Genomic DNA, 26,099 nt, shown 5'->3' with positions numbered 1-26,099 from the left:
GCCGAAGTTGTTAACTAGACGTAATACATTGCCACGAGTTGACGATTTTGTCCAAGATAACTAGATAAGCGAGAAGCAAGTTCGGGTGGTAGCTCTCGTGAACTACTTCGAAACCCAAGAGCGCTGTAAAAATCATGGAGATGGCAGTAAGCAAAAGTATAAATTACCTGCTGTGGCTGCTGACTACCAAATTGTGCAGTCACAGTTTCAATTAATTTCTTCGCAATGCCTTGTTTTCTATGTTGTGATGCAACATAAACCCCCACCAACAACCAATATCCGTCTACAGGCTGCAAACGACAAGCCGCGATAATTTCACTACCATTTTTTGCAACCCACACTTTGTCATGTTTTGCGGCTCGCCCCCGCGCCTTGTGTGTAGTATAAAACTTATTGACAAGCGGCGTCATTACGGCTGGGAGCAATTCAATTGTTAGCATCAAGCAAGCATTAGACTCAGGTAATACTCAAACTTTTGTTTTAAAGTATCCTGTTCAGACAACGGCCTTTGATTGATGGTGTCATAAATCGCTTCTCTACTTTTTTTGCCTCGTTTGATTTGGTAAGCCCAAAACGACGCTTCATACTCAAGCTGAATTTGGTATTTTTCTTGTCTAGGTAGCAAACACAGGTTATAGCTCATTACGAATCATTCAATTTTAAGCAAAGGAAAGCCCAAGTGTACCACAAGGCAATCTGTCTATTGGAGAAAAATCTAGTTTTGATTAAAGCGCGATAGCGTGCCCTTTATTGTAAAAATTATGTATACTTAAATGCATGAAAGTCGCTGAGTGACCCACCGAAGGAGTTGGATTGAAAGCCATATTACTGTGTTTACTAATGATTATTTCAACTGTTGCACACGCTGCTAATGAACTGCCAAAAGTTATGCGCTTCAATAAACCACCGCAAACTCCGCAAGCACTCTATGTGATAGAGCTGATGGAAATGGTTTATCAATCTCTCGGAATAGAGTTACGCCTTGAGGAGTTTAACCATAAAGGCTCTTTAATTGCAGCTAACGCAGGAAACCTAGACGGGCAGCTAGCTCGGGTTGCCAGTGTGGAGAATGAATATCCAAACCTGCGCCGTATTGACTATCCCTTATTTCAATTTAACTTACAGTTATTCACCCTATGTGGTCACTGTGAGCTTAACGAAATCCAATCCTTGACGATCCGCAGCGGCTACCCCGTCGCAACTACTTATTTGGCTGAACACCATACCACAGCCTATGTTATTGGCGTTAAAAGCGCGGTGGCACAGCTTAACTTAGTCATGCAGAAACAGGTTGAAGGCGCATTGATACTCGACTTTCACTTAAAGCCACATCTAAAAAATATAAATGAAGAAACACTGCAAATAAAAAATTTGGCTGTCGTTAAAAGCTTCCACTTTGTACACAAGCGTAACGAACAACTAGTCCCACTTATCAAAGCAAAGTTAGAGGAGTTTGAGGAACAAGGAATAATAAAAATGCTCAAAGCTAAATATCAAATTTAAAGTTTTCCCCTCTTTGATCATCCATATGCTCTGACTTTGACTTTCGTTGCAGGTATCGTTTATAACGTTGCTGGCACAACGAGATAACTTTACGCTTTTGCTCGTTATTCAAATTATTCCACTCAAAGCGCTCCTCGCGACTGCGATAGCAACCTTTACAATAACCACGATTATTGACCTGACAGATCCCCTTACACGGACTTGGGATCTCAAATATCTCAATTTGTTCCATGTATACGCTACACCATTAACCCTAACCTAAGCATACTGGCTAGGGTAAACTCTGCCAAGGTGTAATTCTGATTAGCTTGTTTGCATTCAAAAACAATCAAATAGCGTTCATAATCAAAATCAATCAACGCTTGAAGGCGGTTTTTGCAGCTTAAATAAGAATAAAGTTTGCGTGGGAATAGGCGAAATTGAAGAGGGAATTGACTTGTCTTGACAAAGAGCGATAACCGCTCTTTTTATATCTCAAATTAAAAAGGCTAGTCACTCGCTAGCCTAGCCTTTTTAAGATGAAATGTAGGTAAACTAATTTAGTTTACTGTTACTTTCGCAAACTTACGCTTACCTACTTGGTAGATTTCGCAAGAACCTTTAGTAACTTCTAATTTGGTATCCGTTACTTTGTCTTCGCCGTTAAGTTTTACTGCGCCTTGTTTGATCATGCGCATCGCCTCTGAAGTACTTGCCACTAAGCCAGCTTCTTTGAGCAAATTAGTGATAAACGTGCTTTCACCCTCAATAGTTACAGTGACTTCAGGGATCTCATCAGGTAAAGCATTTTTTTGGAAACGCTTGATAAAGTCTTGATGTGCCGCTTCAGCGTCTGCTTCGCTATGGAATCGAGCAATCATTTCTTTTGCAAATTCAATCTTAATGTCACGAGGATTACGGCCGCCCGCCACTTCTTCTTTAAGTGCGGCGATATCATCCAGTGTTTTCGCACTTAGTAATTCGTAGTAACGCCACATTAAATCATCAGAAATCGACATCACTTTACCAAACATGTCGTTTGGCGCGTCAGTAATACCGATGTAGTTACCTAATGACTTAGACATTTTCTGTACGCCGTCGGTGCCTTCAAGTAGTGGCATCATCAGTACTGTTTGCGGCTTTTGCCCTTCGTCTTTTTGTAGCTCACGACCCATTAATAGGTTAAAGCGCTGATCGGTACCACCGAGCTCAACATCCGCCTCTAATGCAACCGAGTCCCAACCTTGAACCAGTGGGTATAAGAACTCGTGGATTGCGATTGCTTGGCCATTTGCATAACGCTTTTTAAAGTCGTCGCGCTCAAGCATACGTGCCACAGTTTGACGTGCAGCAAGCTTGATCATACCGGCTGTGCCTAGCTTTTCCATCCACTCTGAGTTGAATGCAACTGTGGTTTTGGCAGGATCAAGGATTTTGAAAACCTGTTCTTTGTATGTTTCTGCATTTGCCAGTACATCTTCACGAGTGAGTGGCTTACGAGTTACATTTTTGCCCGTTGGGTCGCCAATCATACCGGTGAAATCACCAATCAAGAAAATCACCTCATGACCTAAGTCTTGAAAGGTTTTCATTTTATTGATTAGCACCGTGTGTCCTAAATGCAAATCAGGCGCTGTTGGATCGAAACCCGCTTTAATACGTAGTTTTTTACCTGACTTCAGCTTTTCTTTTAATTCATCCTGCAACAGAATTTCTTCTGCACCACGGCTAATCTCTGCAAATGCAGTTTCTAAATCCACAATTCTCACTCCAACAGCTATAACTTGTAATCGCTCGATTCTAGCCTATATTTATCCGAGTTTAAATGCACAAAACGCTGGTATTACGGGTTTATTACGTATATCCTGCAATATTATCTACAATAATTCTTGACAGCAGAAAAGGCGCATTATGGTTCATGTGGTTCATAAGCTCCCCAAAAAGCACAAAGTGCTCATCATCGGCTTCCTATCTGCGATGGTCGGAATTGCCCTGATCCCCTCTGAAAAAGCAACGGCTTCAAAAGACAATGACGGAAAAGCTTTAGAAGTTGGGAAACGTTATGAGTTGCCAGTAAAAATATCAGAAAAAACAGAGCAACTTACTGAATTAGATGCAGCGCCAGTCATCACGCCTGAGTCTGCTCCTAAACAACCTGTATTTGAATTTAAAGACCACGAAGTGAAGTCTGGCGACAGCCTAGCCGTGATTTTTAAACGCGCAGGTTATTCTGCCAAAACGTTACACAATCTGGTCAATACCAACGCAGAAACCCGCAAGCTGACTAAAATCCACCCGGGAGAAGTGCTTAGCTTTGCTAGCAATGATGGTGGTGAATTAGCTCAATTAAAATACATCTTGTCAAAAACGGACACCTTATTGGTGACCTTAAACGACGAGGGTAGCTACGAAACTAAAATCGAAAGTAAAGAAATCGAAACTCGCGAGAAATCAGCAGGTGGCGAGATCAGCTCCAGCTTCTGGAGCGCAGGTATTTCAGCCGGCCTTAGCGAGCGTCAAATAATGAACTTCGCCGATATTTTTGGTTGGGATGTCGACTTTGCAAACGATATTCGCAAGGGTGACTCTTTCGCATTAGTGTTTGAAAAGCACTATGTAGACGGTGAAGAAATCGGCAATGGTAAAATTATTGCAGCCGAGTTTATCAATCAGGGCGAGCGCTACAGTGCGGTTCGTCATACTGATGATGAGTTCTATACCCCTGAAGGCCGTAGCATGAAAAAAGCCTTCTTAAGAGCACCAGTTAACTTCAAATATATCAGCTCCAGCTTTAATCCGCGTCGTCTTCACCCTGTGACTGGCCGAGTATCGTCTCACAATGGTATAGACTATGCGGCACGCATAGGCACACCGGTGGTTTCCTCTGGTAACGGTAAGGTACTTAAGTCTGGTTACAATAAACTCAATGGTAACTATGTGTTTATTCAGCACGGCAGCAAGTATGTGACTAAGTACTTACACTTGAATAAACGTGCTGTGAAAACAGGTCAAAAAGTGAAGCAAGGGCAGAAAATTGGTACCGTCGGTGCAACTGGCCGTGTGACGGGTCCTCATCTTCATTATGAGTTTTTAGTAAACGGTGTACACCGTAATCCTAAAACGGTAAAACTGCCAAAGTCTGAGCCATTACCTCAGTCTGAGCTGGCTAAGTTCAAACCCATTGCAGATGCGATGCTGGTGAAACTAGAGCGCAATAGAGAGTTAATGCTTGCAGCAGCAAACAAAGACTAAAAACTAAAAAAGGTAGCCGCGGCTACCTTTTTACTATGCTAGAGATAAAGTTTATTTTTGATTAAATAAAGCAAGTGCGCTAGTGGTCATTGCTCTTACTCCTGTCGCGATGGCGATAGGATAATCCGGCGCAAATTTACTAGAGTGTAATGAAGGTAAAGGCTCACCGCTTTTTTGCGCCGCATCGAATACCGCTTGATTAACACCACCTAGCCAAAAAATGGTAATTGGCACATTGTCATCAGTACGGCCATATAAGCCGAAATCTTCACCAGCCATCACCGGCTGAGATTGTTCAACATTTTCTGCACCAATTTCCTGCTTAATAGCGCTAGTTACAAACTCAGCCAACTCAGGATTATTATACGTAGATGGAATGCTTTCGCTTTCATGAACAATAACCTCAGGTACAAGACTGTCTTCCAACCCTGCACTTTGTGCTATACCTGCAGTCAGGCGTTTGATCGCCGCAATTTGTTGCTCACGCACATCTGGATTATAAGAGCGTAGCGTCAGTTGTAGCTTGACTGCATTTGAAATGATGTTGTGCTTAGAACCACCGTGAATAGAGCCTACCGTGATCACTGACGGTTCTAACGGAGAGATCTCTCGTGATGTAATTGTTTGCAGCCCCAAAACAATCCGAGATGCTAGTACCACTGGGTCGATGGTAGTGTGTGGGTAAGCTCCATGTCCTCCTTTACCCTTAACGATAATGTCTACTGAGTCAACATTAGCCAATGCATAACCTGGTGCAATCGCCACTTTACCGGCAGGTACGGCTGCGTTTACATGTAAACCAAGCACATGATCAGGTTTAGCAAACTGAGTATACAGCCCTTCCTTTAACATCGCTTTTGCACCACCTCCCACTTCTTCAGCAGGCTGAGCAACAAGCATTAATGTACCTTGCCACTTTTCCTTGTTAGCCATTAGCTGCTTTGCTGTACCAATTAAGCTGGTCATATGAATATCATGACCACAGCCATGCATCACACCAACCTCATTCCCCGCATCATCTTTCACCTTTACTTTTGACGCGTATGGCTTTCCTGTTTCTTCAATAATTGGTAAACCATCCATATCGGCTCGGATCATCACCGTTGGACCATCACCATTTTTCATCATGCCAACAACACCAAATCCGCCCACATTTTCAGTCACGTCATAACCAAGTCTGCGCATTTCATCCGCCAAACGCTCTGCTGTTTTTTCTTCTTTATAAGAGAGTTCAGGGTTTTGATGTAGGTGTAAGTACAAAGATTCAAGTTCAGGCATAGACTCTGCAACTTGCTGTTTAAAATTGGCATTTGCATGCCAAGACAAAGTGGCAATGAGACCTAATGTCAAGGAAGATAAGCGCATAAAATAGACTCCTTTTTGTTTCTTTCAGGATGCGGGTTTATTGGGGGAAAATCAATCATATTTATATTTTAATCCTTTCTATTTTACCAAGTTTTGCTACGCTTAAAGACACAACTAAAGGAATCACCATGCCAGAGATTAATATTAATATCAGTGAGTTAGAGCCAGGTATGTTTGTTGTCGGTGTGACCAAACAAACAGGCTCAGTTGCGATTAAAACCAAGGGCTGGGTGAGAACAAAAACAAGCATTACAAAGCTACAAAAGAGTGGTGTGTTAGAGGTAACGGTCGACCCTAGTAAGCGCCTTTCAGAACACGACCCTCATGACGAACCACCTCATGATGAAAATATAGAAGAGCCGCATAAACCAGAGCATGATCCTTGGCAAACCAAGTGTAGTGTTGACGCAGAAATGCAACACGCAGTGACACTTTACGACGAAGCAAAAGCAATTCAAAGCAAAGCGTTCGCGGATATTAAAGCGGGTAAAACGATAGAAATAGAAGCTTTTAAAGCAACAGCAAGTGGCTTTATTGACTCCGTATTTCGCAATCAAGATGCGCTTTCCTGCATTGCTCGGATCAGAGAAAAAGACGCCTATTTATTGGAGCACTCTATTAATGTTTCTATCTTAATGGCCATCTTTTGTAAGCACCTTGGTTACTCAAGGGAACTAACTGAAGAGATGACCACAGGAGCACTACTCCATGATATCGGTAAGATAGAAATTCCTGACAATATTTTACATAAGCCTGGAAAGTTGAGCTTAGATGAATACGGCATTATGAAATCACACGCAAAATATAGCTTTGATATTTTACTCAATGCAGGTCTAGGACGAGTTGCTTGTGAAATAGCGGGTTATCACCACGAGCGCCTAGATGGCACAGGGTATCCTTATGGCAAAACCGCGGACGAACTACCACAGCATGTCAGAATGGCCGCTATTGTGGATGTTTATGATGCATTGACCGCCGAGCGCGTCTATAAAGAGGGCATGACACCAATTAAAGCCTTTAAATTAATGCGTGAAGGCTGCCCTCACCATTTTGACGAACAACTACTAAGCCGGTTTATTGCTTGCATTGGCGTATACCCTGTGGGCACCTTAGTAAAACTCACTAGTGGTAAGGTCGGTGTTATTGCCCAAAGTAACCCCAAAACGCCTTTAAAGCCCATCGTGAAAGTGTTTTATCACGCTAAGCACATGCATTACATTGAAGTTCAAGATATCGATTTAAGCACGAAAAAAGTAAGCGATGAGCTAGAGTCAGCGATCAAGCCTGAAGAATTCAAGCTTGATCTCATCCGGTTTTTTAAACACTCAATGCTGCCTTGATATTAAGGCAGCCAGTCTTCCATAGCCTCGAGACTGAATTCAATTCCGTCGAAATCAAAACGTGTTTGTTCTGGTGTAATTTCTACAACGGTCAAAGCCCCTAGACTATCACCCTCGTATAAAGGTCTATTGTTTATTTTTATCCACCGCTCATGGGAGTCAGTAGCATAAATATGCGCTTGATAACGTAAGCTTGGAATACTATTTTGCAATTGAGCAGGCAGCAGCGCGATGGGCGTAGCAGAAGCCGAATCCTTAGTCGTAGAAAGCACCTCTGGCTCTTCATGCGGTGCGGTTTCTTTTACCGCCTCGGCAAAAGCTTTTTTAAGTTCTTCTGATACCCCGGCAAGTTCATCGTCTTGCTGTTTGGGTTTAGCACCAAATACGCGATAACCGGCATACTCACCTGCCGTTTGAATTTCTCCTGGGGATGAATCTTGAATAACTTGAGTTGTTTGCACTGTGTTTTGAGCCGGATTTGGCACGACTGAAGCCGCCTTAACAGATCCAACAGGGACCAATTGTTGTTGATATAAAGGTTTACCTTGATTATCAACGCCAATTTGCACAGATACCCACTGAAAGTGCTGCTCAGGCTCAGCTGCTTTTTTATTTGGGTTTAGGTCAGGACTAATATTGCCGTTTTTCGCTGAATCAATAGTAGGTGCGCTTACCTCTTGACCGGCAATATGGGCTTTTTGCGCTTGCTGGTTTTCCACAACGGGTTGTTCCGGTGTGTTTGTAGCTGAGAGTGCTACCTTGCTTTCATTTTTAGACTCCACTACTGAAGTCAGTTGCAACTGCGCTTTTTCTGGAGTCGTGATCTTACCAAGGTAGTACCCCGCCCCAAGTGAAGACAAAGACAAGAGACCCGCACCGGCATAGGTCACGAGCCTTTTGTAAAAAACGAGTTGGGCGTCTTGGCGTTGACTCAAATAGTCCTGTTCAGCATCTACGCCTTGTTGCGACTGTTTCATTGCACTTGTTAAATACGACATGTTTCCCTCTACACCAATTTTGCCAAGCCAAAGCCTGCAACAAATAACACACCAAGCCAAGCTGTAAACAATAGTGGCACACGACTCTTTTCTTGTCTTGCTACTGGTACTAAATTAGTGGGTAGCGCCTCCTTTGCAGCTTGAACAGCAATTGCCTTTGTTACCTGAGTTTGTGAGGCCGAGTACGCCCCCAATAAACACCTGTCGGCCAGCAAGTTTATTAATCTTGGGATCCCTGCTGTCACTTGATGTACATAGGCTACCGCATCATGATGAAACAAAGCTTGCTGACAACCGGCTTTTTGCAATCGGTGCTGTATATAAGCAAACACTTGTGATTCGCTAAGTGGTAACAAGTGATAACGCGCCGTGATCCTTTGTGCCAATTGACGTAGCTCGTTGCGCTGTAACAAATGCTGTAGCTCTGGCTGACCTACCAATACAATTTGAAGCAATTTTTTATGATCTGTTTCCAGATTAGTCAACAACCTCAGTTGTTCTAACACTTCTGGCGCTAAGTGTTGGGCTTCATCAATGATCAACATAGTATGACCACCGCTGTGATGGTTCTCTAATAACCTATGCTTAATCACATCGGTAAGCGATTTTAACGTGGCGTTGTTGCTGTCATAGTCAATTTCCAACTCATCACAAATCGTCGCAAGCAGTTCAAGCTCCGATAGCGATGGATTAAGTATAAAAGCAACCTTCGTTGAGTCAGGTAATTGAGCCAACATGCTGCGCGTTACTGTGGTTTTTCCCGTTCCCACTTCACCTGTCAGTAGCACAAAACCGCCCGCGTCACCCAACCCATAGGTTAAGTGTGCAAGTGCTTCCTTGTGACGTTCGCTAAGGAATAAAAACTCAGGATTTGGCGCAATCGAGAAGGGTTTTTCAGTTAACCCAAAATAGCGTAAATACACGACTTGTCTCTTTATTGTTATGATGCGCTCTATAATGGCAAAATCCGGTTCAAGATAAAACCTCGAATCGCAGAAAATGGAACGTAGAAAATGAAAATCTATCTCGTCGGCGGTGCAGTTAGAGACGAACTGCTAGGACGACCAATAAAAGAAAGAGATTATGTGGTGGTTGGCAGCACACCTGAGCAAATGAGCGAGCTTGGCTATCAGCAAGTCGGTAGCGACTTTCCCGTATTCTTACATCCTATCACCAAAGACGAACATGCTCTTGCTCGAACAGAGCGTAAAAGCGGTCAAGGATATACCGGATTTATTTGTGACTTCGGCCCTGAGATCACACTGGAAGAAGATTTACTTCGCCGAGATCTTACCGTTAATGCAATTGCTAAAGATGATGATGGTTCACTTATCGACCCGTATGGCGGTCAAAAAGATTTTGAAAGCAGAATTTTACGCCATGTGAGCAATGCGTTTAGTGAAGATCCACTCCGGGTGCTGCGAGTAGCTCGGTTTGCAGCTCGTTATAAAGAATACAACTTCACCATTGCGACTGAAACTTGGCACCTTATGCAAACCATGGTTGCTAACGGTGAATTAAAAACTTTAACCAAAGAGCGTATTTGGCTAGAAATAGAAAAGACAATCCAAGATAAAGGTTTAGGACACTTTCTAGATACTGTTTGGAGGCTTGGTGCGCTTGATGATGTCGCTCCATATATCCCAACATGGGATGAAGTAGCCTATGACAAATTCCAAAATACACTCTCTAAACTTGAAAAAAATGATGAGTTAGATGGGTTAGCACAATTCAGTCTTGCCTGTTACTTTTCGGATACTAGCTTGACTCAGTTAGCGCAAGCAAAACGATTCAAAGTACCTAATAGCTACATAGAAAGCAGCAAAGAGCTCATCACAAATCTCGACTTATTGAGCAAGGAAAGTAAAACGTCGAATGATTGGCTTATTATATTACAAAATATTGATGCATGGCGCAGACCTGAGAAATTGGCGCGTTTTTGTTATATTTGTAGCAAGGTAAGTGATAATTTCCGCGCGCTTTGTGACAAACTTACACAGAACTTTATAGCAACTCGCAACATAGATGTGCAAGAGATCATCGCAAAGGGCTATCAGGGAAAGGATATTCAAGAACAGCTCAAACTAAGACGCCTAAAAGCTATACAAAACTAGCCATCTATCATGAAAAGATAGGTTGATTTTCAGCCTATCTATAAAAGTTCCCACAAAAATGAATACAAAAATATCAAACGCTCATTTTTAGCACAGCAGAACCTACATAAAAGTTACAATTACAGCTACAAAAACGCTCAAAATTACCGCTAAAACTTATATCATTTCTATCAAATTTAAATTTATTGTTCTCAAAACAATAACAGCGCTTGTAAACACTTACTAACCGTAAATAAAAGGTGACACAAGATATCTTTACAACACACTGATTAATAAAGAAAAAATCAAAACAGGAACGGTAAAATCACATATTACACCTTTTATAAACATTATACACATTCAATCAAAAGCTATATTTAACAATTGTTTATGGTAAAAACGCTGCACCTATATTGCGATATCTCCTCTTTCAAATGTATGGAAAGAGTTGACCGTCGTTATAAACAAAGTAAATAAGGGTCAAAATGTTGAAGAAGTTAAATCTAGTTACCGCGGGTATCCAAGTTGCTTTAGTGGCTGGTGCCGTGAGTAGTTCAGTAGCTGTTGCAAACGAACAAACAGAAGCAAAATCAGTAGAGCGTATTCAAGTTACAGGTTCTCGAATTAAACGTGTAAACCTAACTTCGCCGACTCCAGTTACCGTTATCGGTGGTGTGGAGCTTGAAAACCAAGGCATTACAAACGTAAATGACCTTTTAGCTGAAATGCCTCAAGCAACAGTTGGCCTATCTCCAGAGAATACAACTAGCTATATCTATGCATCAGGCTTAAATACGACTGACCTACGTGGTTTAGGTTCAGAGCGTACATTGGTACTAGTTAATGGTCGTCGTTTTGTACCAGGCTCTGTTGGTGATACTGCAGTAGATTTAAACAACATCCCTACCTCTATCATTGAGCGCGTAGAAATCGCAACAGGTGGTGCAGCAGCAGTATACGGTGCTGACGCTGTAGCTGGTGTTGTAAACATCATCACTAAAAAGTCATTCGACGGTGTAGAAGTTGATGTGTCTACAGTAAAGCCTGAGCAAAGCGGTGGCGAGGAGTATTTCTTCTCTATTACAGGTGGTCAAGAACTAGAAAAGCTATCTTTCATTACCTCTTTAAACTACACCAAAAATGAGAGCTACGCGAAGCTAGACCGTGACTTCTTCAAGCGCGGCATGAGATCTATCTCTAATCCTGAAAATACAAGTGGTAGTGACGGTATTCCTGCTGATATCGAGTTTAATCACCCAACAGCGCTTGGCTATTACTCAGAGCGTGGTGACTTCTTTGCTTGGACCGGTACAAAGACACGTGAAGCGTTTGAGAACCACCACTTCACTTTCGATGAAGACGGTACAATGCGTCCATTCGATTACGGTCTTGGTCTAATAGATGATCCTAACCCAGCTATTTCAAAGCGTGCTGCTGGCCGTTACACCTACGACGAAGCAAATCCTGGTGATGCTATCTTCAGACACGGTTATAAAGATTATTTCCGCACACCTCTTGAGCGAATGATCGGTACTCTTTACGGTACATATGAGCTGAATGATGAACATGCGCTAACGTTTGATGCGACTTATTCTAAGACGGAAGCAACGACTGAAAGTAGCCCTGCATTCTTCTCACACACAATCCGTCGCGATAGTGCATTTGTAAATGATGCCATGGGTAAAGTGATGGATGACGCAGGCCTAGGCTCTGTAACACTTTATCAAGCAAATGAAAACTTATGGGGTGACCGTAAGTATAACCAAGAGCGTGAAGTGTTCCGCTCATCAATTGGTGCTGAAGGCATCATTAACGATGACTGGAGCTACAGCACATACTTCCAATTCGGCCGCATCGAACAAGACACGCTGTGGACTGGTGAAGTTTACAAAAACAACCTAGCTAATGCGATTGACTCAGTACTAATCAATGGTCAAGTTGTGTGTGCTACCCGTGATGCTGAAGGCAATGTGACTGGTGCTCGTGAAGGTTGTGTACCATTCAACCCAATGGGTGCGACAAGCGCAACTCAGGAACAACTAGGTTACATTTCAACAACTGCAACTCGTTTTGCAAGACACGACCAAGCTGTATTTGGTGCAACGGTTGATGGTGTATTATTTGAATTACCTGCAGGTTACGTAAGTGCAGCGTTTACAGCTGAGCACCGTCGTGAAGTTGCTAAGATCCGTCCATCTGAAAACATGGAGCAGGGCCTTATTAAAGGTAACTCAAGCCTACCTATGGATGGCGAAATCGAAGTTAAAGAATTCTCAGCCGAGGTTTCTGTACCGCTACTGATGGATGAGTTCCTAGCTACTGACCTTACTTTTGAAGGTGCATACCGTTACATGGATTACTCTGTAACAGGTGGTGACGATGCTTGGAAACTAGCACTAAACTGGGGCGTGACTGACGAACTACGTGTACGTGTAAACCGTTCTAAATCGGTACGTGCGCCAAACCTAGGTGACCTGTTCACTCCAAACTCTAAAACTTACAGCTCAGGCCGTGCAGACATTTGTCGTGCAGATTCAATTGCAGAATTAAGCAGTGACTACAAGTACAGAGATAATATCATTAACAACTGTCAAGCTGCTGGTCTAGCTGCTGGTTGGATGCCTTCTGATGAATGGTTATCTGGTGGTAGTTTGCCAGGTTACATTCAAGGTAATACTGAGCTGAAAAACGAAGTATCTAATGACTACACTATCGGTGTAATTTACACGCCAGAGTTTGTTGAAGGCTTGGATCTTACTGTTGATTATTGGTCATTTGAAATCGACGGTGCAATTGAGTACTTTGGTCGCGACAGTGTTAAGCTATGCTACGAAGCATCTTCTCTAGATAACCCGTTCTGTGGTAACTTTGTTCGTAACAAAGATACTGGTGAAATTGAGAACTACTATGCGCGTCCAATTAACGCAGCACAAATCACCAAAAAAGGCATGGACTTTGAATCTGCATACAAATTTGACGCATTAAACGGTGAGTTTGCACTTAAACTAACTGCGACTTATTTGATTGAAGATAACCAAAACTCAACTGGTCGTGCGGAAGACTTCCGTAACTACATGGGTGAAACGGATGACGCACCACGCTGGAAAGGTCGTTTCAGCGCGCTATACACGCATGATGATTCTGCATACGTTGTAACAGTAAACTACCGCCACAGCACTGTTGAAGATAACGAGTGGACACCTGAAGATAACAACTTCAATGAGGTTTCTTCTTATACTACTGTAGACTTCATGTATAAAACTTATTTGGTTGAAGATCTACAATTACGTGTTGGTGTAAATAACGTATTTGATAGAGAGCCGCCTCGTACACCTTATACATACGATGAAGGTGAATTCTTCGATGTTAAAGGCCGTCGTCTATCATTAGGCATGAAGTATAACTTCTAATCTGCTGTAAAGTTACAATCCGAAAGCCTCCTTGTTGGAGGCTTTTTTATTTAGTCCCCCACCTTTTATCGTATTTTCGACGCAATTGGACAAACTTGAGTATTCACCTCTCCCGGCTTATGATTTAATACTCCTGTTAATTTTTTTGTCATTAAGATTTCGTGTAGCAAGGCAGCTAGTTATCCATGAAAACAAGCAAGTTAAGTATTCGACTCCTTTGGTATATCACCCCGCTTGTGATATTACCCTTGCTGTTTCTTGGCGGATTTACGCTCACAAATGTAACTAGCTCAACGCAAAAACAAGCCAAGCTCATTGTTAGTCGTTTCGTTGAACAACAACAGCAGAAGATGTTCAATTATATTGAAATCTACCAGTCAACAACAAAACTGCTCTCAACCTCTCCAGTACTTAGTGACTTTCTTAACTCCGCTAACCTTGAAAGAATGGAAAAAACCAAGCGTTTAGGCGCACTAATGGATGTTTTTGCCAGTTACAGTGAAGCCTACCCTGATATTATCAGCATCAATCTTTTATCTCCCAATGGCAGAAGCTCAGCGTTTTATTCCAGTAACTTAGGCGAAGCGCCAAACCTCTACCCTTTCGCCAAACAAATCATGCAAAGCAACTTGCGGCAACATCAATTTATGGTTGCCTCAAGTGCAGGTACACAGCTGTATTTTGTCCAGCAAATCTACAGCGTAGATTACGAACTCAAACAACCTAGACAACAAGGTTATATCGTCGTACAAGTATCTCCTTCTCTTTTAAGTACCAGTATTCTCGAAGCACCGTACGATAATACACTAAACCTATTAGTGAGCATCGATGGTGAAGTATTATTCAGCTCAGATACGAATCTTATCGGTCATTACTTAAGCGCCAGTGAAGTAGAGGAAATTGGTTATATTGCTGACCTTGGGCAATTAGACTCTACCGTTATTCATAGTATTGATAATGTGGAAAGGATGACCTACAGCGCGCAACTAAGCGGTGGCTACTTTTATATTTCAACGATCCCTAAGTCGCTACTTTATCGCTCAGGTAAAACCATTAGTCTGATCACAGCATTGATCGTTATTCTATCTGTCGTTACATTGCCAATTTTAATTTTTATCGTAGTCCGCAACCTATTGCTCAACCCCATAGAATTGCTGGGAGAAGCGAGCCATAGAGTCGGAGACGGTGATCTAATGGTAGCGCTACCAGAGCATAGCAGTGACGAAGTTGGCATCCTTTTCCGAGATTTCAATCATATGATCGGCCAAATTCGTACTTTTCAGCGAGAGCTTGAGGATTACAAAGAACACTTGGAAGAAAAAGTTGAAGACAGAACGAAAGAATTAGAGGAAACCAATAGCAAGCTAGAAGTTGCTATTGTAGAAGCCGAGCAGGCAAACCAGCTTAAAAGTCGTTTTTTAGCTAACATGAGTCATGAGATACGTACCCCGCTTACCGCGATTATGGGGTTTACTGAGCAGCTTATACAGCATCCTAATTCTCCAACCTCAAAACAGCACCTAGACACAATTTTAAGAAACTCTAAACACCTTTTAGAGCTTATCAATAATATCTTAGATCTCTCTAAAATTGAGGCTGAAAAACTGGATGTGGAGGAATCAGAAGTCTTGGTAATGCCACTCATCAATGATATTGAATCCATCATTGAGCCAATGACGAATGAAAAGCTACTGAACTTTTCCACAGAATTTATTCTACCGCTGCCTGACAAGCTTTACACCGACATTACTCGCTTAAAACAAATCTTGCTTAACATCGCAACAAATGCGGTGAAATTTACTGAGTACGGTGGCGTTCATTTAAAGGTGGAGTTTAAGCCAGAGTCCGAAAAGTTTATCTTTAGTATCAAAGACACCGGAATTGGCATGTCTCAAAACGAACTAGAACGCGCATTTAAGCCTTTTGAACAAGCTGACACAACAACAACTCGACGCTTCGGTGGCACAGGACTTGGCCTTTGTATTTCAAAAAATTTAGCACAACTGCTTGGCGGTGACGTACATGTTCAAAGCCAGCAAGGCACAGGAAGCTTATTTTCTGTTGAGGTCTCCGGTAATTTCAAAGAGCGCTCTTACTCTTGGCTAAACGCACTTGAGCGACGAAGGCAGCCGGATAACAGTAAAATCCATATTGCGGCAGTAAAAGAGCTTGATGCCAAAGTGCTTGTTGCGGAAGACAATCCCGATAACCAAGAGCTTATTACCCTACTACTGTCTAATTGGGGTATAGTTCCTGATATTGCTAATAACGGTGCTGAAGCGGTTGAGATGGCGCTGGTTGAAGACTATCAACTGATCTTGATGGATATGCAAATGCCAGTCATGGGTGGTGAAGAAGCAACGCAAATGCTCAGACATGCGGCCTATGATGGGCCAATCATCGCGCTTACCGCCAACGTAATGAAACACGACATAGACAACCATATTAAAGCAGGGTGTGATGCCACTCTAGGCAAGCCGATCGATAAAGAATTGCTAGGTAAATTGCTACTAGAGTATCTTGAACTTAAAAATGGCAAGTCCTCTTCATGGGATGCCTTGTTACAAACCGAAAAGTTCTTACAAATAAGTCGTAATTATGTCGAAAAGCTACCGTCACAGCTAGTTGAGCTGCAAAAGCTTTACGATAAACAAGAATGGGAATCTTTAAGGGCACTGGCACATAGTATCAAAGGCAGCGCGGGTTGCTTTGGTTTTATGAATATTCATGAAGCCGCAGGGGAACTAGAAACCAGTTTGCAAAAAACACAAAACAGTAACCGCCATTACTATTTGCTTAAGCTCACTGAGGCTATGCGCTATACCCTATCAATAGACCAGCCAACGGATAATAGTCACTTAGGCTAATGGTAAAGCCATGAGCATTGCATCTTCATGGCCATGAGTGCTTGGGTAGTAGTTTTTTCTCAAGCCCATTTCGACAAAACCATAACGATGATATAACGCGATTGCTGCAGTGTTTGACGCTCTAACTTCAAGGAAGATATTTTCTGCTTGCAAGCTCTCCGCTTGCGCTAACAAATCTTCCATTAATGGCTTCGCGTAGCCCTTCCCTTGGTAATTAGGACGAATACAAATATCCATCAAGGTTAAGTCTGGGCCCGCACGCTCAGCAACGTAAAAGCCCACCAGCGTATTACCATCGACAATAGCCGTATTAAAGTAACGACCGTGAAGGCAAGACTGCATGGTTTTCTCACTCCAAGGAAAAGCATGACAAGCTTGCTCTACTTGCATAATCTCATTAAGTGGAAACTGCAGTAAACCACCTTGCTTAACTTGCATCTTGCTGACTCCAGATTAATTGCCACAACTCACGCTTTTGAGCCGTACTTAGTTGTGCACTCGGCAAACTTAACTGGTTATTCTCAAGTGCAATCGTGTTGCCCATGACAACCTCAATTTTTCTACCCATGACCAATTCCAAGTCCTGCAACAAAACAGCTGGTAAAACGACTTGCTGAAGCTCATTCACATCAGTAGCAACAACAGCGTTAGGGTCAAGATGTGCAAATGTAGAATTTAGCTTTAGCGGTACAATATCAAGAATATCTGCGTAAATCGGATTCATGGCTAAGCAGTTTACTTTTTTAAGGGAGTTTACTTTGAAAAAATGCGAAGTGCAAAATAAGAAGTGGCAGGGGCGGCAGGACTCGAACCCGCAACCATCGGTTTTGGAGACCGCTGTTCTACCAATTGGAACTACGCCCCTGCAATGTCGACGCATTATAAAGCGCTTTTTTGAAAGGTAAAGTGAAAAAATCACTTTTTTGATTCAACTGCTTCTAAAACAAGCAAAATGGCGAATATTTATCATATTCGCCCTTTTCTTAAGCTGGGTGCTAACTCATTTTAGAGCCATTATTCCCACTCACCCTCGGTAAGCTTACGTGTTATCCAATTACCTTTAAACAGCTTATGCCACCGTATCACAACTGCTTTATCCGACAGACGCTTAGCTTTTTTATCATCAACAGTGAGTATGATTACTCATCACGGCATAAGCACAGATATCAATACAAAACACGGAGCCCAACATCAGGAGCTTTTCTCCAACCCAATCACGGCGGTGTTCGTAAGATTTTCCGGTAAATTTATCTTCACCGCACAGAAACGCGCGCCTTACGCAACGGGAGATACAGTGGTAGTATTTGGTGTCGGTTAAACTGAGTTGTTTTTACGGGCAGTAGCCATTGTTAGGCCTCCTCAATCCTTTGAGTGCAGAGTTAAAGCTTAGGTGGTATCTTAGGAAGGTACAAATTAGTAGTGGGTGTCAGCGATTTGTCTTCAGCCGATAAAATAAGTTGCTTCAATATATAATGTTATTACAACTCATGCGGTATTTCGATTTCTATTTCGCTAAGAAAACTTAAGAGGCAATAACGCATTGTCCTTTCAAGCCCTACTAATGTAGGAGCTTTAGCAAGTATTTTTGCATACTCCTTGTCTTCCTCGACGGGTTTTCCAAATTGTAAATCACTTAGGTCTGCTCTAGCTTCAATCCATCGTCCAAATGAAACCCCTGTATGGACATATTTACTTCTTAAGTCATAAGCTGCCGCAATGCTTGATTCGAAGTTTTCTTTAGTAAAAATGCTAAAGTCTCGCTCACTTTCAGACGAAATATAAAAATCATCATTAATTAGTCGATAAATAGTTTTTACAAACTTTCGCTTTATTGAAAGCATTCTACTAAGCACTTGGTTTGCTAATTTATCTCCGTTTTCTAACCCGTTTCTTATTTGAGTTAATGTTTCTTGCATTTTTTCATCAATCAAATCTTCCTTTTCGTATTGATAGTAACCACTAAGTAACTCTCCTACTGTTATAAGATTTAAATACGCGGTTTCAGGATCTTTTTCAAAGGCTTGAAGAGCTTGGTAGTAAAACTTACAGCCTGATTGAAAAGTTGAATGAAACTTTTTGTCTATGCTTTCATCCGAAAACAATCGCTCAATCAAATTGAAATGAGTAATGTTTAATGGAATGCAGAATGACTTTCTTACTTTATGTGAGTTAATCGGCAATCGGTGATTACATAAAGTGTTGTATTGGTTAAGTTCGGGGGGTTGCATACATTCCACTACTTTCTGTTAAACCATGAAAATCAAACCTTTTCCCAAAAAGAACGGATAAATGAGAACAAAGTAAGTCGCCCACATAACCATAAGTTGGTATCACAATCCCAGCCTTTTTATCGTATGCTTCTGTTCTAAAAGCCGCTACATACGCATTTCTAGATGCTGGGCTTTCTTCAAACCTTGAAGTTGAAGAGCTGTTTAGTTGAGGCCATGCATGACCAATATATACATAATCATTTTCATATTCTCCAACCATTCTGCTCGTTGTTGAAATTAAAGCTTTATGAACCGTAGGATCTGGCTTTAAAGAGTTCATTGTTTGTTCCATTTGTGTAAACCGTATACTTATCCTGTTAAGCTTCTTTAATCTAGCATAGTAAGCGTCTACTTTCGTGAGTTGGTTAACGCATAGAGAGCTAATCCGAACGACACAAAGCACGCATTCGTCCAAACTCATTTCTGCCCAGAAACAAGTTACAGATTCACCATAATCGGTTTGATATATGTGAAATGCGGTGCTGTGCAGTCACAGCCCAAAAAATAGCAGACCAAAAAATAGCAGGTCAGCATCACAATAAACATCACTGCGAAGACATCAAATACCCTCAGCAAGGCTTTTTAAAAAAGTAAAAATTCATAAAAAAGCCAGTCAGAAATACTGACTGGCCTTTTATTAATCTAACGAAAACTAGGTTAGGTTTTTACAACCAAGTCTATTCCCACTCGATTGTCGCTGGCGGCTTACCTGATACATCGTAAACCACGCGAGAAATACCATCGATTTCATTGATGATACGATTTGAAACGTGACCTAGTAGCTCGTATGGTAAATGTGACCAACGTGCCGTCATAAAGTCGATAGTTTCAACACAACGTAGTGAGATCACCCAATCGTATTTGCGTGCATCACCCATCACGCCAACAGAGCGTACTGGTAGGAACACAGCAAATGCTTGAGATACTTTGTGGTATAGATCCGCTTTATGTAGTTCTTCAATGAAGATAGCGTCAGCACGGCGCAGTAAGTCACAGTATTCTTTCTTGATTTCGCCAAGTACACGAACACCAAGACCTGGACCTGGGAACGGGTGACGATAAAGCATGTCATACGGTAGGCCAAGCTCTAGACCAATCTTGCGAACTTCATCTTTAAATAGTTCACGCAGTGGCTCAACCAGACCAAGCTCCATATCTTCAGGTAATCCACCCACATTGTGGTGAGACTTGATCACATGCGCTTTACCTGTTTTAGATGCTGCCGATTCGATAACATCAGGGTAAATTGTACCCTGCGCTAACCATTTCGCGTTTACGCGCTGGCTGGCTTGCTCATCGAATACTTCAATAAAGGTGTGACCAATTGCTTTACGTTTGTCTTCAGGATCATTTAAGCCGTTAAGCGCGTTAAGGAAACGATCTTCAGCTTCTACCTTGATGATGTTCAGACCAAACTTATCACCGAACATATCCATTACTTGCTGGCCTTCATTCAAGCGTAGTAGGCCATTATCAACAAATACACAGGTTAGCTTGTCGCCAATCGCACGGTGAATAAGCATTGCAACCACTGATGAATCAACACCACCAGATAATCCAAGGATAACCTCGTCATCCCCTACTTTCTCTTTGATACGCTCAATTGCATCTTCAATGATTTGCTCAGGCGTCCATAGTTTTTCACAACTACAGATATCAATTGCAAAACGCTCTAGTAATCGCAAACCTTGCTGAGTATGCGTTACTTCTGGGTGGAACTGTACACCGTAGAAACGCTTTTCTTCCCAAGACATTGCCGCATGAGGGCAAGTATCCGTTCTCGCTGAAGTTTTGAACGTGTCTGGAATTTTAGCAACTTTATCGCCATGGCTCATCCATACGTCTAGGTAACCTGCACCATCTTCGATGTGATCTTCAATCGCTTCAAATAGCTTACAGTCACCTACTTTCTCTACTTTTGCGTAGCCGAATTCTTTTTTATCTGAGCTATGTACCTGACCACCAAGCTGCATTGCCATCGTCTGCATACCATAACAGATACCCAGTACAGGCACACCGGCTTCGAATACGTAATCTGGTGCTTTTGGGCTACCTTCAAGCGTTGTTGACTCTGGGCCACCTGATAGAATGATACCTTGAGGATTGAACTCACGGATTTGCTCTTCTGTCACATCCCAAGCCCAAAGCTCACAATAAACACCAATTTCACGTACACGACGTGCAATTAGCTGAGTGTATTGCGAACCAAAGTCTAAGATCAAAATTCGGGAATCGTGGATATCTTTGCTCATTGATAATCTCGTTAGTTAGGAACTAAACAGGATAAAGCCGCATTGCGTCTCTATCAAAAGTAATAAGGGCTAGCAACTTGCTAGCCCAGAAACACGCCTTGAGGCTTAACCCATACGGTAGTTAGGCGCCTCTTTGGTGATCTGCACGTCATGTACGTGAGACTCACCCATACCCGCAGAAGTCACACGTACAAACTGCGGCTTAGTATTTAATTCAGTGATGGTTGCACAACCTGTTAGGCCCATTGCACTGCGAATACCACCGATTTGCTGATGGATAATCGTTGCGATTGGTCCTTTGTATGCTACGCGACCTTCGATACCTTCAGGTACTAGTTTGTCAGCAGAATCACTCTTCTGGAAGTAACGGTCAGATGAACCTTCTTTTTGGTTCATCGCACCAAGAGAACCCATACCACGGTAAGACTTGTAGTAACGGCCTTGGTATAGTTCAACTTCACCAGGAGACTCTTCAGTACCCGCCAGCATTGAACCCACCATTACACATGCAGCACCAGCAACCAGCGCTTTTACGATATCACCAGAGAAACGGATACCGCCGTCGGCAATCACTGGAATATCACGACCTTTTAGGCCTTCTACTGCGTCTGAAATCGCAGTAATTTGTGGTACACCACAACCTGTAACGATACGAGTAGTACAGATAGAGCCTGGGCCAATACCCACTTTAACGGCGTCTGCACCAGCATCAGCCAATGCAATTGCGCCTTCAGCTGTTGCTACGTTACCTGCAACGATTTGTAGTTCTGGATAAGTTTCGCGCGTGGCTTTAACGCGGTCAATAACACCTTGAGAATGGCCGTGAGAAGTATCGATTAGTAGTACATCAACACCCGCTTCAACCAAAGCAGCAATACGCTCATCAGTGCCAGCACCAACACCAACAGCAGCACCAACACGAAGACGGCCTTGCTCATCTTTACATGCATTTGGTTTATCTTGCGCTTTTTGGTAATCCTTAACGGTGATCATGCCTTTTAGTGCAAATGCGTCATCAACCACAAGGATCTTTTCGATACGATGTTCGTGCATTAGGCCAAGGATCTCTTCACGAGATGCCCCTTCTTTTACTGTCACTAAGTCATCTTTCTTGGTCATGACCGTTGAAACCGCTTTTTCTAGCTTAGTTTCAAAACGCATATCACGGCTAGTCACGATCCCTTCAAGTTGGTTGTTTGCACCAACCACCGGGAAACCTGAGAACCCTTTGTCCTGTGCAAGCTCCATTGCTTCTGCAATGGTAAGATCAGAAGTAACCGTCACAGGGAAAGAGATAATACCCGCTTCATACGTCTTAACTTTACGTACGTTGCGAGCTTGCTCTTCGATAGTCATGTTTTTGTGGATAAAACCAATACCACCTTCTTGTGCCAGAGCGATCGCTAGGCGCGCTTCTGTCACTGTATCCATTGAAGCGGAAACAAGCGGTAAGTTTAATTCAATCCCACGTGTCAAACGCGTTTTCAGGTTTGCGGTGTGAGGAAGAACAGTTGAATGAGCTGGTACTAAAAGTACGTCGTCAAAGGTAAGGGCTTCTTTTGCAATTCTTAGCATGTTCGCGGCTTCTCTCAAGTGAACTGAGTATAAGGAATTGCGTGCGAATTTTATCAGCGTTCCTTATGGGAGTAAATAAAATTTAGCAAAAAATGTGATAAAGTGACTGTGAATTTTTTGTGGAGGCCAACATGGGATACCCCAGTAATAATAAAACCTATTCTGTATCAAGACTTAACAGAGAAATACGCGCGCTCTTAGAACAAGGTTTTGCCTCTGTACAACTCACCGGAGAAATTTCAAACTTTGTTGCTCCGGCCTCAGGGCATTGGTATTTTTCTCTAAAAGATGACAAAGCACAGATAAAAGCGGCCATGTGGCGAGGTAATAATCGTTATTGTAACCATCGCCCAGCCAACGGTCAGCAGGTAATGGTACAAGCTAGAGTGTCAGTGTATGAGCCTCGAGGCGACTATCAATTGATAGTCGAACAAATGGCCCCTGCCGGTGAAGGTTTGCTCAAGCAACAGTTTGACGCCCTTAAAATGCAGCTAGCCGCAGAAGGCCTGTTTTCGGCTAGTCACAAAAAGCCTTTGCCAAGTGTCATTAATCGCGTGGGGGTCGTCACCTCAGCGACAGGCGCTGCCATCAAGGATATTTTGACTGTACTCAAACGTCGCGCCCCACAGTTACAAGTCGTTATTTACCCAGCCCTAGTGCAAGGCGATGAAGCCAAGCAGCAGATTTGCAAACAAATCGCTCAGGCGAATGCTAGGCGCGAGGTAGACGTATTGATCGTTGGTAGAGGTGGCGGCTCATTAGAAGATTTATGGAGCTTTAACGAGGAGCCAGTCGCAAGGGCCATTTTTGCCAGCTCAATTCCGGTGATAAGCGCAGTAGGCCATGAAATAGATACTACCATTTCCGACTATGTCGCAGATATCAGAGCGCCAACCCCATCGGCGGCCGCCGAATTAGTGAGCCCAGATTCAGAAGCGCTAAAACAGCGTACTTCACAGTTACTACAATATCTCAATCAAGCTTTTAAACGTCGCCTTGAAGGTGCATCACAGCGTTTGGCAAACTTTGAAGCTCGACTGCAGCTACAACATCCTAAAAATCAACTAATGCAGCAAACACAGCGAGTTGATGAATTAGAACAGCGATTAATTCGTGCTCAAGCCCATCACTTACGTCAAAAGCAATCGCAATTTCATCTACTGCAGCATAGATTTGACCGATTACATCCAGAGCAAAGGATCGCTCAATTCAAGCAATTGGTCGCACAACTCGGTGATAAGTTGCAGTATGCAATGGAGCAAAAGCTTAACACACAAAGACATCAACTCGCGGTATCAAGCGCAAAACTAGACAGCGTCAGCCCACTGGCGGTATTAGCTCGGGGTTATAGTATTGCCAAGCAGGAAGATAAAGTGATTAAGTCTGTGGCGGATGTCGACCCAGAAAAGCCGATAATCACACAACTTGCTGATGGTGAGGTGGTGTCTACGGTAAAAGCAACCCAATAAGAGGATATAAAAATGGGGAAGTGATTTCCCCATTTTTAATCTAATAACCTTACAGCATCGCCGAAGTGATAGACTCATTTTCGAGCCTATCATCGTCTTCTAAGAAGTTTTGGTTCATACTCTCTGCAGGACATGGGCACGACGGCTTACCAACCACCTTAGCTGGAACGCCCACCACAGTGGTATGCGGTGCAACAGGGCTAAGCACAACGGAACCGGCTCCAATTCGAGCGCCCTCTCCTACTTCAATGTTGCCAAGTACTTTGGCACCCGCACCAATCAATACGCCGGCACGAATTTTCGGGTGACGGTCACCCTGCTCGTTACCCGTACCACCCAGTGTGACTGATTGTAGGATAGAAACATTGTCTTCAATAACTGCGGTTTCACCAATAACTATACCAGTCGCATGGTCAAACATAATACCATGACCGACTTTACAAGCAGGATGGATGTCAACACCAAATACTTCAGAGGTTCTACTCTGTATAAAGCGAGCCAACTCCTTTCTGTCTTGACGCCAGAGGCAGTATGCCAATCTATGTGCTTGGATTGCATGAAAACCTTTCAGATTTAAGATTACGTTGAGATAACTATCGGCAGCTGGGTCGCGATCTTTAACGGCTTTTATATCATGTGCAACATGAGTCAGCATGGTATCGCAATGCACAAAGGCCTGATCGAACAACTCACGAATTGTAAATGCTGACACCACGGCATCCGCCAACTTGTTTGCAACGATAAAGCTTAATGCAGAACCAAGACACTCGTGATTTAAAATACTCGAGTAAACGTGACTAGCAAGCAATGGTTCGCGAGCGACCAATTCATTGGCTTCTTCGCGTAACTTATTCCAAATCTCATGTCTCATGTGACGAACTTCCGATAATACTAATACTTCTCATAGTGTAACGCTTAGAGTCATTGAGTGTCATGCATTATAAAAAATCAGGCTTCAAACTCTTGGTTATATCTAATAACCAACACATGTTAATACAGTTTTAAATACCTTCCGTTGGACCAAATATTCTTACAATTTAGCACTGTCGAACCGAACAGATCTTCGTATAATAACGCCCCATTGAACACTACCAACGCAGGATCGCGAATATGTCGATAAAGATCAAGACAACGGATACCAACAAACCAAATGGCACAGGGCTTGCGCGAATAATCAAAGCAACACATTGCTCAGCGAAAGGAATGAAAGCAGCATATAAAGAAGAGTCGGCATTTAGACAAGAAACGTGGTTACTGGTGGCAAGTCTTCCTTTATCAATCATATTGGCACAAAGTATTGCTCAATGGGCCTTATTGGTTGGTAGCGTACTGTTGATATTAGTTATAGAACTTATCAACTCAGCAATCGAAGCGCTGACAGATCGAGTAAGTACCGAGCACCACTTGCTATCTGGTCGTGCAAAAGATATGGCATCAGCGGCCGTTACACTGACATTATTAATTAGCTCGTTAATTTGGATAGCTGCCGCAGTGGAGTGGTTCAACACCCTAGGTGTAGGCTAAAGCTAAGATTAAGCATAGGTTTAAGACAAAAATGGCGGCTAAATTTTTAGCCGCCATTTTTATTAATACCAGTTGTATTAAGTAAATGATCTATCTTGAAGCGGGGAAATAGCTTTAGTAGCAAGGCAAAAATTTTGCTATTTAGTTGTTCTAAATGAGAAATTTTTAACGAAGCTAATATGCTATTTCACCCTTCAAATTT

General features: G+C 42.6%; 22 protein-coding genes, 1 tRNA gene and 1 pseudogene. 8 read left to right on the top strand and 16 right to left on the bottom strand.

Annotated elements, in window-relative coordinates; all coding sequences use genetic code 11:
• Window positions 1–14 precede the first annotated feature (14 nt).
• The gene (locus CWC03_RS18010) at window positions 15–440 is read right to left on the bottom strand and encodes a GNAT family N-acetyltransferase (protein ID WP_138583056.1); all 426 of its coding nucleotides are present in this window, start codon (window positions 438–440) and stop codon (window positions 15–17) included.
• Window positions 440–643: a DUF3283 family protein gene (locus CWC03_RS18005; RefSeq protein ID WP_010374667.1), complete on the bottom strand. Its 204-nt coding sequence runs from the start codon at window positions 641–643 to the stop codon at window positions 440–442. Before CWC03_RS18005 ends, CWC03_RS18010 begins: the two co-directional genes overlap by 1 nt.
• Window positions 644–813: 170 nt before the next feature.
• On the opposite strand from CWC03_RS18005, the gene CWC03_RS18000 reads away from it, so the two are divergent.
• A complete protein-coding gene (locus CWC03_RS18000) occupies window positions 814–1,503 on the top strand; it encodes a transporter substrate-binding domain-containing protein (RefSeq protein WP_249314070.1) in 690 nt (229 codons plus the stop codon).
• Here CWC03_RS18000 and CWC03_RS17995 read toward each other — a convergent pair.
• Window positions 1,487–1,735 carry a DUF1289 domain-containing protein gene (locus CWC03_RS17995; protein ID WP_138583055.1) on the bottom strand — a complete coding sequence of 83 codons (249 nt, stop codon included), beginning with the start codon at window positions 1,733–1,735 and terminating at the stop codon, window positions 1,487–1,489. The genes CWC03_RS18000 and CWC03_RS17995 overlap by 17 nt on opposite strands.
• A gap of 307 nt (window positions 1,736–2,042) precedes the next feature.
• On the bottom strand, window positions 2,043–3,242 hold the full coding sequence (gene tyrS, locus CWC03_RS17990; protein ID WP_017216498.1) for a tyrosine--tRNA ligase: 1,200 nt from the start codon (window positions 3,240–3,242) through the stop codon (window positions 2,043–2,045).
• Between the two features lie 151 nt (window positions 3,243–3,393).
• Between tyrS and CWC03_RS17985 the strand changes: the two genes are divergently transcribed.
• On the top strand, window positions 3,394–4,734 hold the full coding sequence (locus CWC03_RS17985; protein ID WP_138583054.1) for a peptidoglycan DD-metalloendopeptidase family protein: 1,341 nt from the start codon (window positions 3,394–3,396) through the stop codon (window positions 4,732–4,734).
• A 51-nt stretch (window positions 4,735–4,785) separates the two neighbouring features.
• Here the strand turns inward: CWC03_RS17985 and CWC03_RS17980 are convergent, their stop codons facing one another.
• Window positions 4,786–6,099 (bottom strand): M20 metallopeptidase family protein, encoded by a 1,314-nt coding sequence (locus tag CWC03_RS17980; protein WP_138583053.1) that lies wholly within the window; start codon window positions 6,097–6,099, stop codon window positions 4,786–4,788.
• A gap of 128 nt (window positions 6,100–6,227) precedes the next feature.
• Between CWC03_RS17980 and CWC03_RS17975 the strand changes: the two genes are divergently transcribed.
• Window positions 6,228–7,439, top strand: coding sequence for a cyclic di-GMP phosphodiesterase (locus CWC03_RS17975; RefSeq protein WP_138583052.1), 1,212 nt, complete (start codon window positions 6,228–6,230; stop codon window positions 7,437–7,439).
• A 2-nt stretch (window positions 7,440–7,441) separates the two neighbouring features.
• On the opposite strand, the gene CWC03_RS17970 is transcribed toward CWC03_RS17975, so the two are convergent.
• Window positions 7,442–8,437, bottom strand: a complete 996-nt coding sequence (locus CWC03_RS17970) for a general secretion pathway protein GspB (RefSeq protein ID WP_138583051.1) — start codon at window positions 8,435–8,437, stop codon at window positions 7,442–7,444.
• A gap of 8 nt (window positions 8,438–8,445) precedes the next feature.
• On the bottom strand, window positions 8,446–9,360 hold the full coding sequence (locus CWC03_RS17965; protein WP_138583050.1) for an ExeA family protein: 915 nt from the start codon (window positions 9,358–9,360) through the stop codon (window positions 8,446–8,448).
• Between the two features lie 90 nt (window positions 9,361–9,450).
• On the opposite strand from CWC03_RS17965, the gene CWC03_RS17960 reads away from it, so the two are divergent.
• The 3 genes from CWC03_RS17960 to CWC03_RS17950 all read left to right on the top strand — a co-directional run bounded on the left by CWC03_RS17960 (window position 9,451) and on the right by CWC03_RS17950 (window position 16,807).
• A complete protein-coding gene (locus CWC03_RS17960; RefSeq protein ID WP_138583049.1) occupies window positions 9,451–10,551 on the top strand; it encodes a tRNA nucleotidyltransferase/poly(A) polymerase-related protein in 1,101 nt (366 codons plus the stop codon).
• Between the two features lie 464 nt (window positions 10,552–11,015).
• Window positions 11,016–13,940 carry a TonB-dependent receptor domain-containing protein gene (locus tag CWC03_RS17955; RefSeq protein ID WP_138583048.1) on the top strand — a complete coding sequence of 975 codons (2,925 nt, stop codon included), beginning with the start codon at window positions 11,016–11,018 and terminating at the stop codon, window positions 13,938–13,940.
• A gap of 185 nt (window positions 13,941–14,125) precedes the next feature.
• Complete coding sequence (locus CWC03_RS17950) at window positions 14,126–16,807, top strand: ATP-binding protein (protein WP_138583047.1); 2,682 nt, start codon at window positions 14,126–14,128, stop codon at window positions 16,805–16,807.
• Here the strand turns inward: CWC03_RS17950 and rimI are convergent.
• From rimI to guaB, 8 genes and pseudogenes are all read right to left on the bottom strand, one after another.
• On the bottom strand, window positions 16,799–17,245 hold the full coding sequence (gene rimI / locus CWC03_RS17945) for a ribosomal protein S18-alanine N-acetyltransferase (RefSeq protein ID WP_130163464.1): 447 nt from the start codon (window positions 17,243–17,245) through the stop codon (window positions 16,799–16,801). The two genes, CWC03_RS17950 and rimI, sit on opposite strands and share 9 nt — an antisense overlap.
• A complete protein-coding gene (locus CWC03_RS17940) occupies window positions 17,235–17,531 on the bottom strand; it encodes a hypothetical protein (RefSeq protein WP_138583046.1) in 297 nt (98 codons plus the stop codon). Before CWC03_RS17940 ends, rimI begins: the two co-directional genes overlap by 11 nt.
• 64 nt (window positions 17,532–17,595) lie before the next feature.
• Window positions 17,596–17,672, bottom strand: a tRNA-Trp gene (locus tag CWC03_RS17935).
• 158 nt (window positions 17,673–17,830) lie between these two features.
• Window positions 17,831–18,154, bottom strand: a pseudogene (locus CWC03_RS17930) (transposase); the annotation flags it as partial.
• 131 nt (window positions 18,155–18,285) lie between these two features.
• Window positions 18,286–19,035 carry a HEPN domain-containing protein gene (locus CWC03_RS17925; protein ID WP_138583045.1) on the bottom strand — a complete coding sequence of 250 codons (750 nt, stop codon included), beginning with the start codon at window positions 19,033–19,035 and terminating at the stop codon, window positions 18,286–18,288.
• Complete coding sequence (locus tag CWC03_RS17920) at window positions 19,016–19,357, bottom strand: hypothetical protein (RefSeq protein WP_138583044.1); 342 nt, start codon at window positions 19,355–19,357, stop codon at window positions 19,016–19,018. Before CWC03_RS17920 ends, CWC03_RS17925 begins: the two co-directional genes overlap by 20 nt.
• Before the next feature lie 397 nt (window positions 19,358–19,754).
• Complete coding sequence (gene guaA / locus CWC03_RS17915) at window positions 19,755–21,329, bottom strand: glutamine-hydrolyzing GMP synthase (protein ID WP_138583043.1); 1,575 nt, start codon at window positions 21,327–21,329, stop codon at window positions 19,755–19,757.
• A 105-nt stretch (window positions 21,330–21,434) separates the two neighbouring features.
• A complete protein-coding gene (gene guaB, locus CWC03_RS17910) occupies window positions 21,435–22,904 on the bottom strand; it encodes an IMP dehydrogenase (RefSeq protein ID WP_138583042.1) in 1,470 nt (489 codons plus the stop codon).
• 131 nt (window positions 22,905–23,035) lie between these two features.
• Between guaB and xseA the strand changes: the two genes are divergently transcribed.
• Window positions 23,036–24,373, top strand: a complete 1,338-nt coding sequence (xseA, locus tag CWC03_RS17905) for an exodeoxyribonuclease VII large subunit (protein WP_138583041.1) — start codon at window positions 23,036–23,038, stop codon at window positions 24,371–24,373.
• Between the two features lie 49 nt (window positions 24,374–24,422).
• Here the strand turns inward: xseA and cysE are convergent, their stop codons facing one another.
• Entirely contained in the window at window positions 24,423–25,244 is an 822-nt protein-coding gene (gene cysE / locus CWC03_RS17900; protein ID WP_095729844.1) for a serine O-acetyltransferase, read from the bottom strand.
• 239 nt (window positions 25,245–25,483) lie between these two features.
• On the opposite strand from cysE, the gene CWC03_RS17895 reads away from it, so the two are divergent.
• Window positions 25,484–25,897 carry a diacylglycerol kinase gene (locus CWC03_RS17895; RefSeq protein ID WP_138583040.1) on the top strand — a complete coding sequence of 138 codons (414 nt, stop codon included), beginning with the start codon at window positions 25,484–25,486 and terminating at the stop codon, window positions 25,895–25,897.
• The last annotated feature ends 202 nt before the right edge of the window (window positions 25,898–26,099 follow it).

Origin of the sequence: Pseudoalteromonas sp. S2755, from assembly GCF_005886535.1 — a bacterium.
Classification (GTDB): Bacteria; Pseudomonadota; Gammaproteobacteria; order Enterobacterales; family Alteromonadaceae; genus Pseudoalteromonas.
The sequence above is the reverse complement of the archived record's forward strand: the minus strand, read 5'-3'. Positions and strand labels throughout refer to the sequence as shown.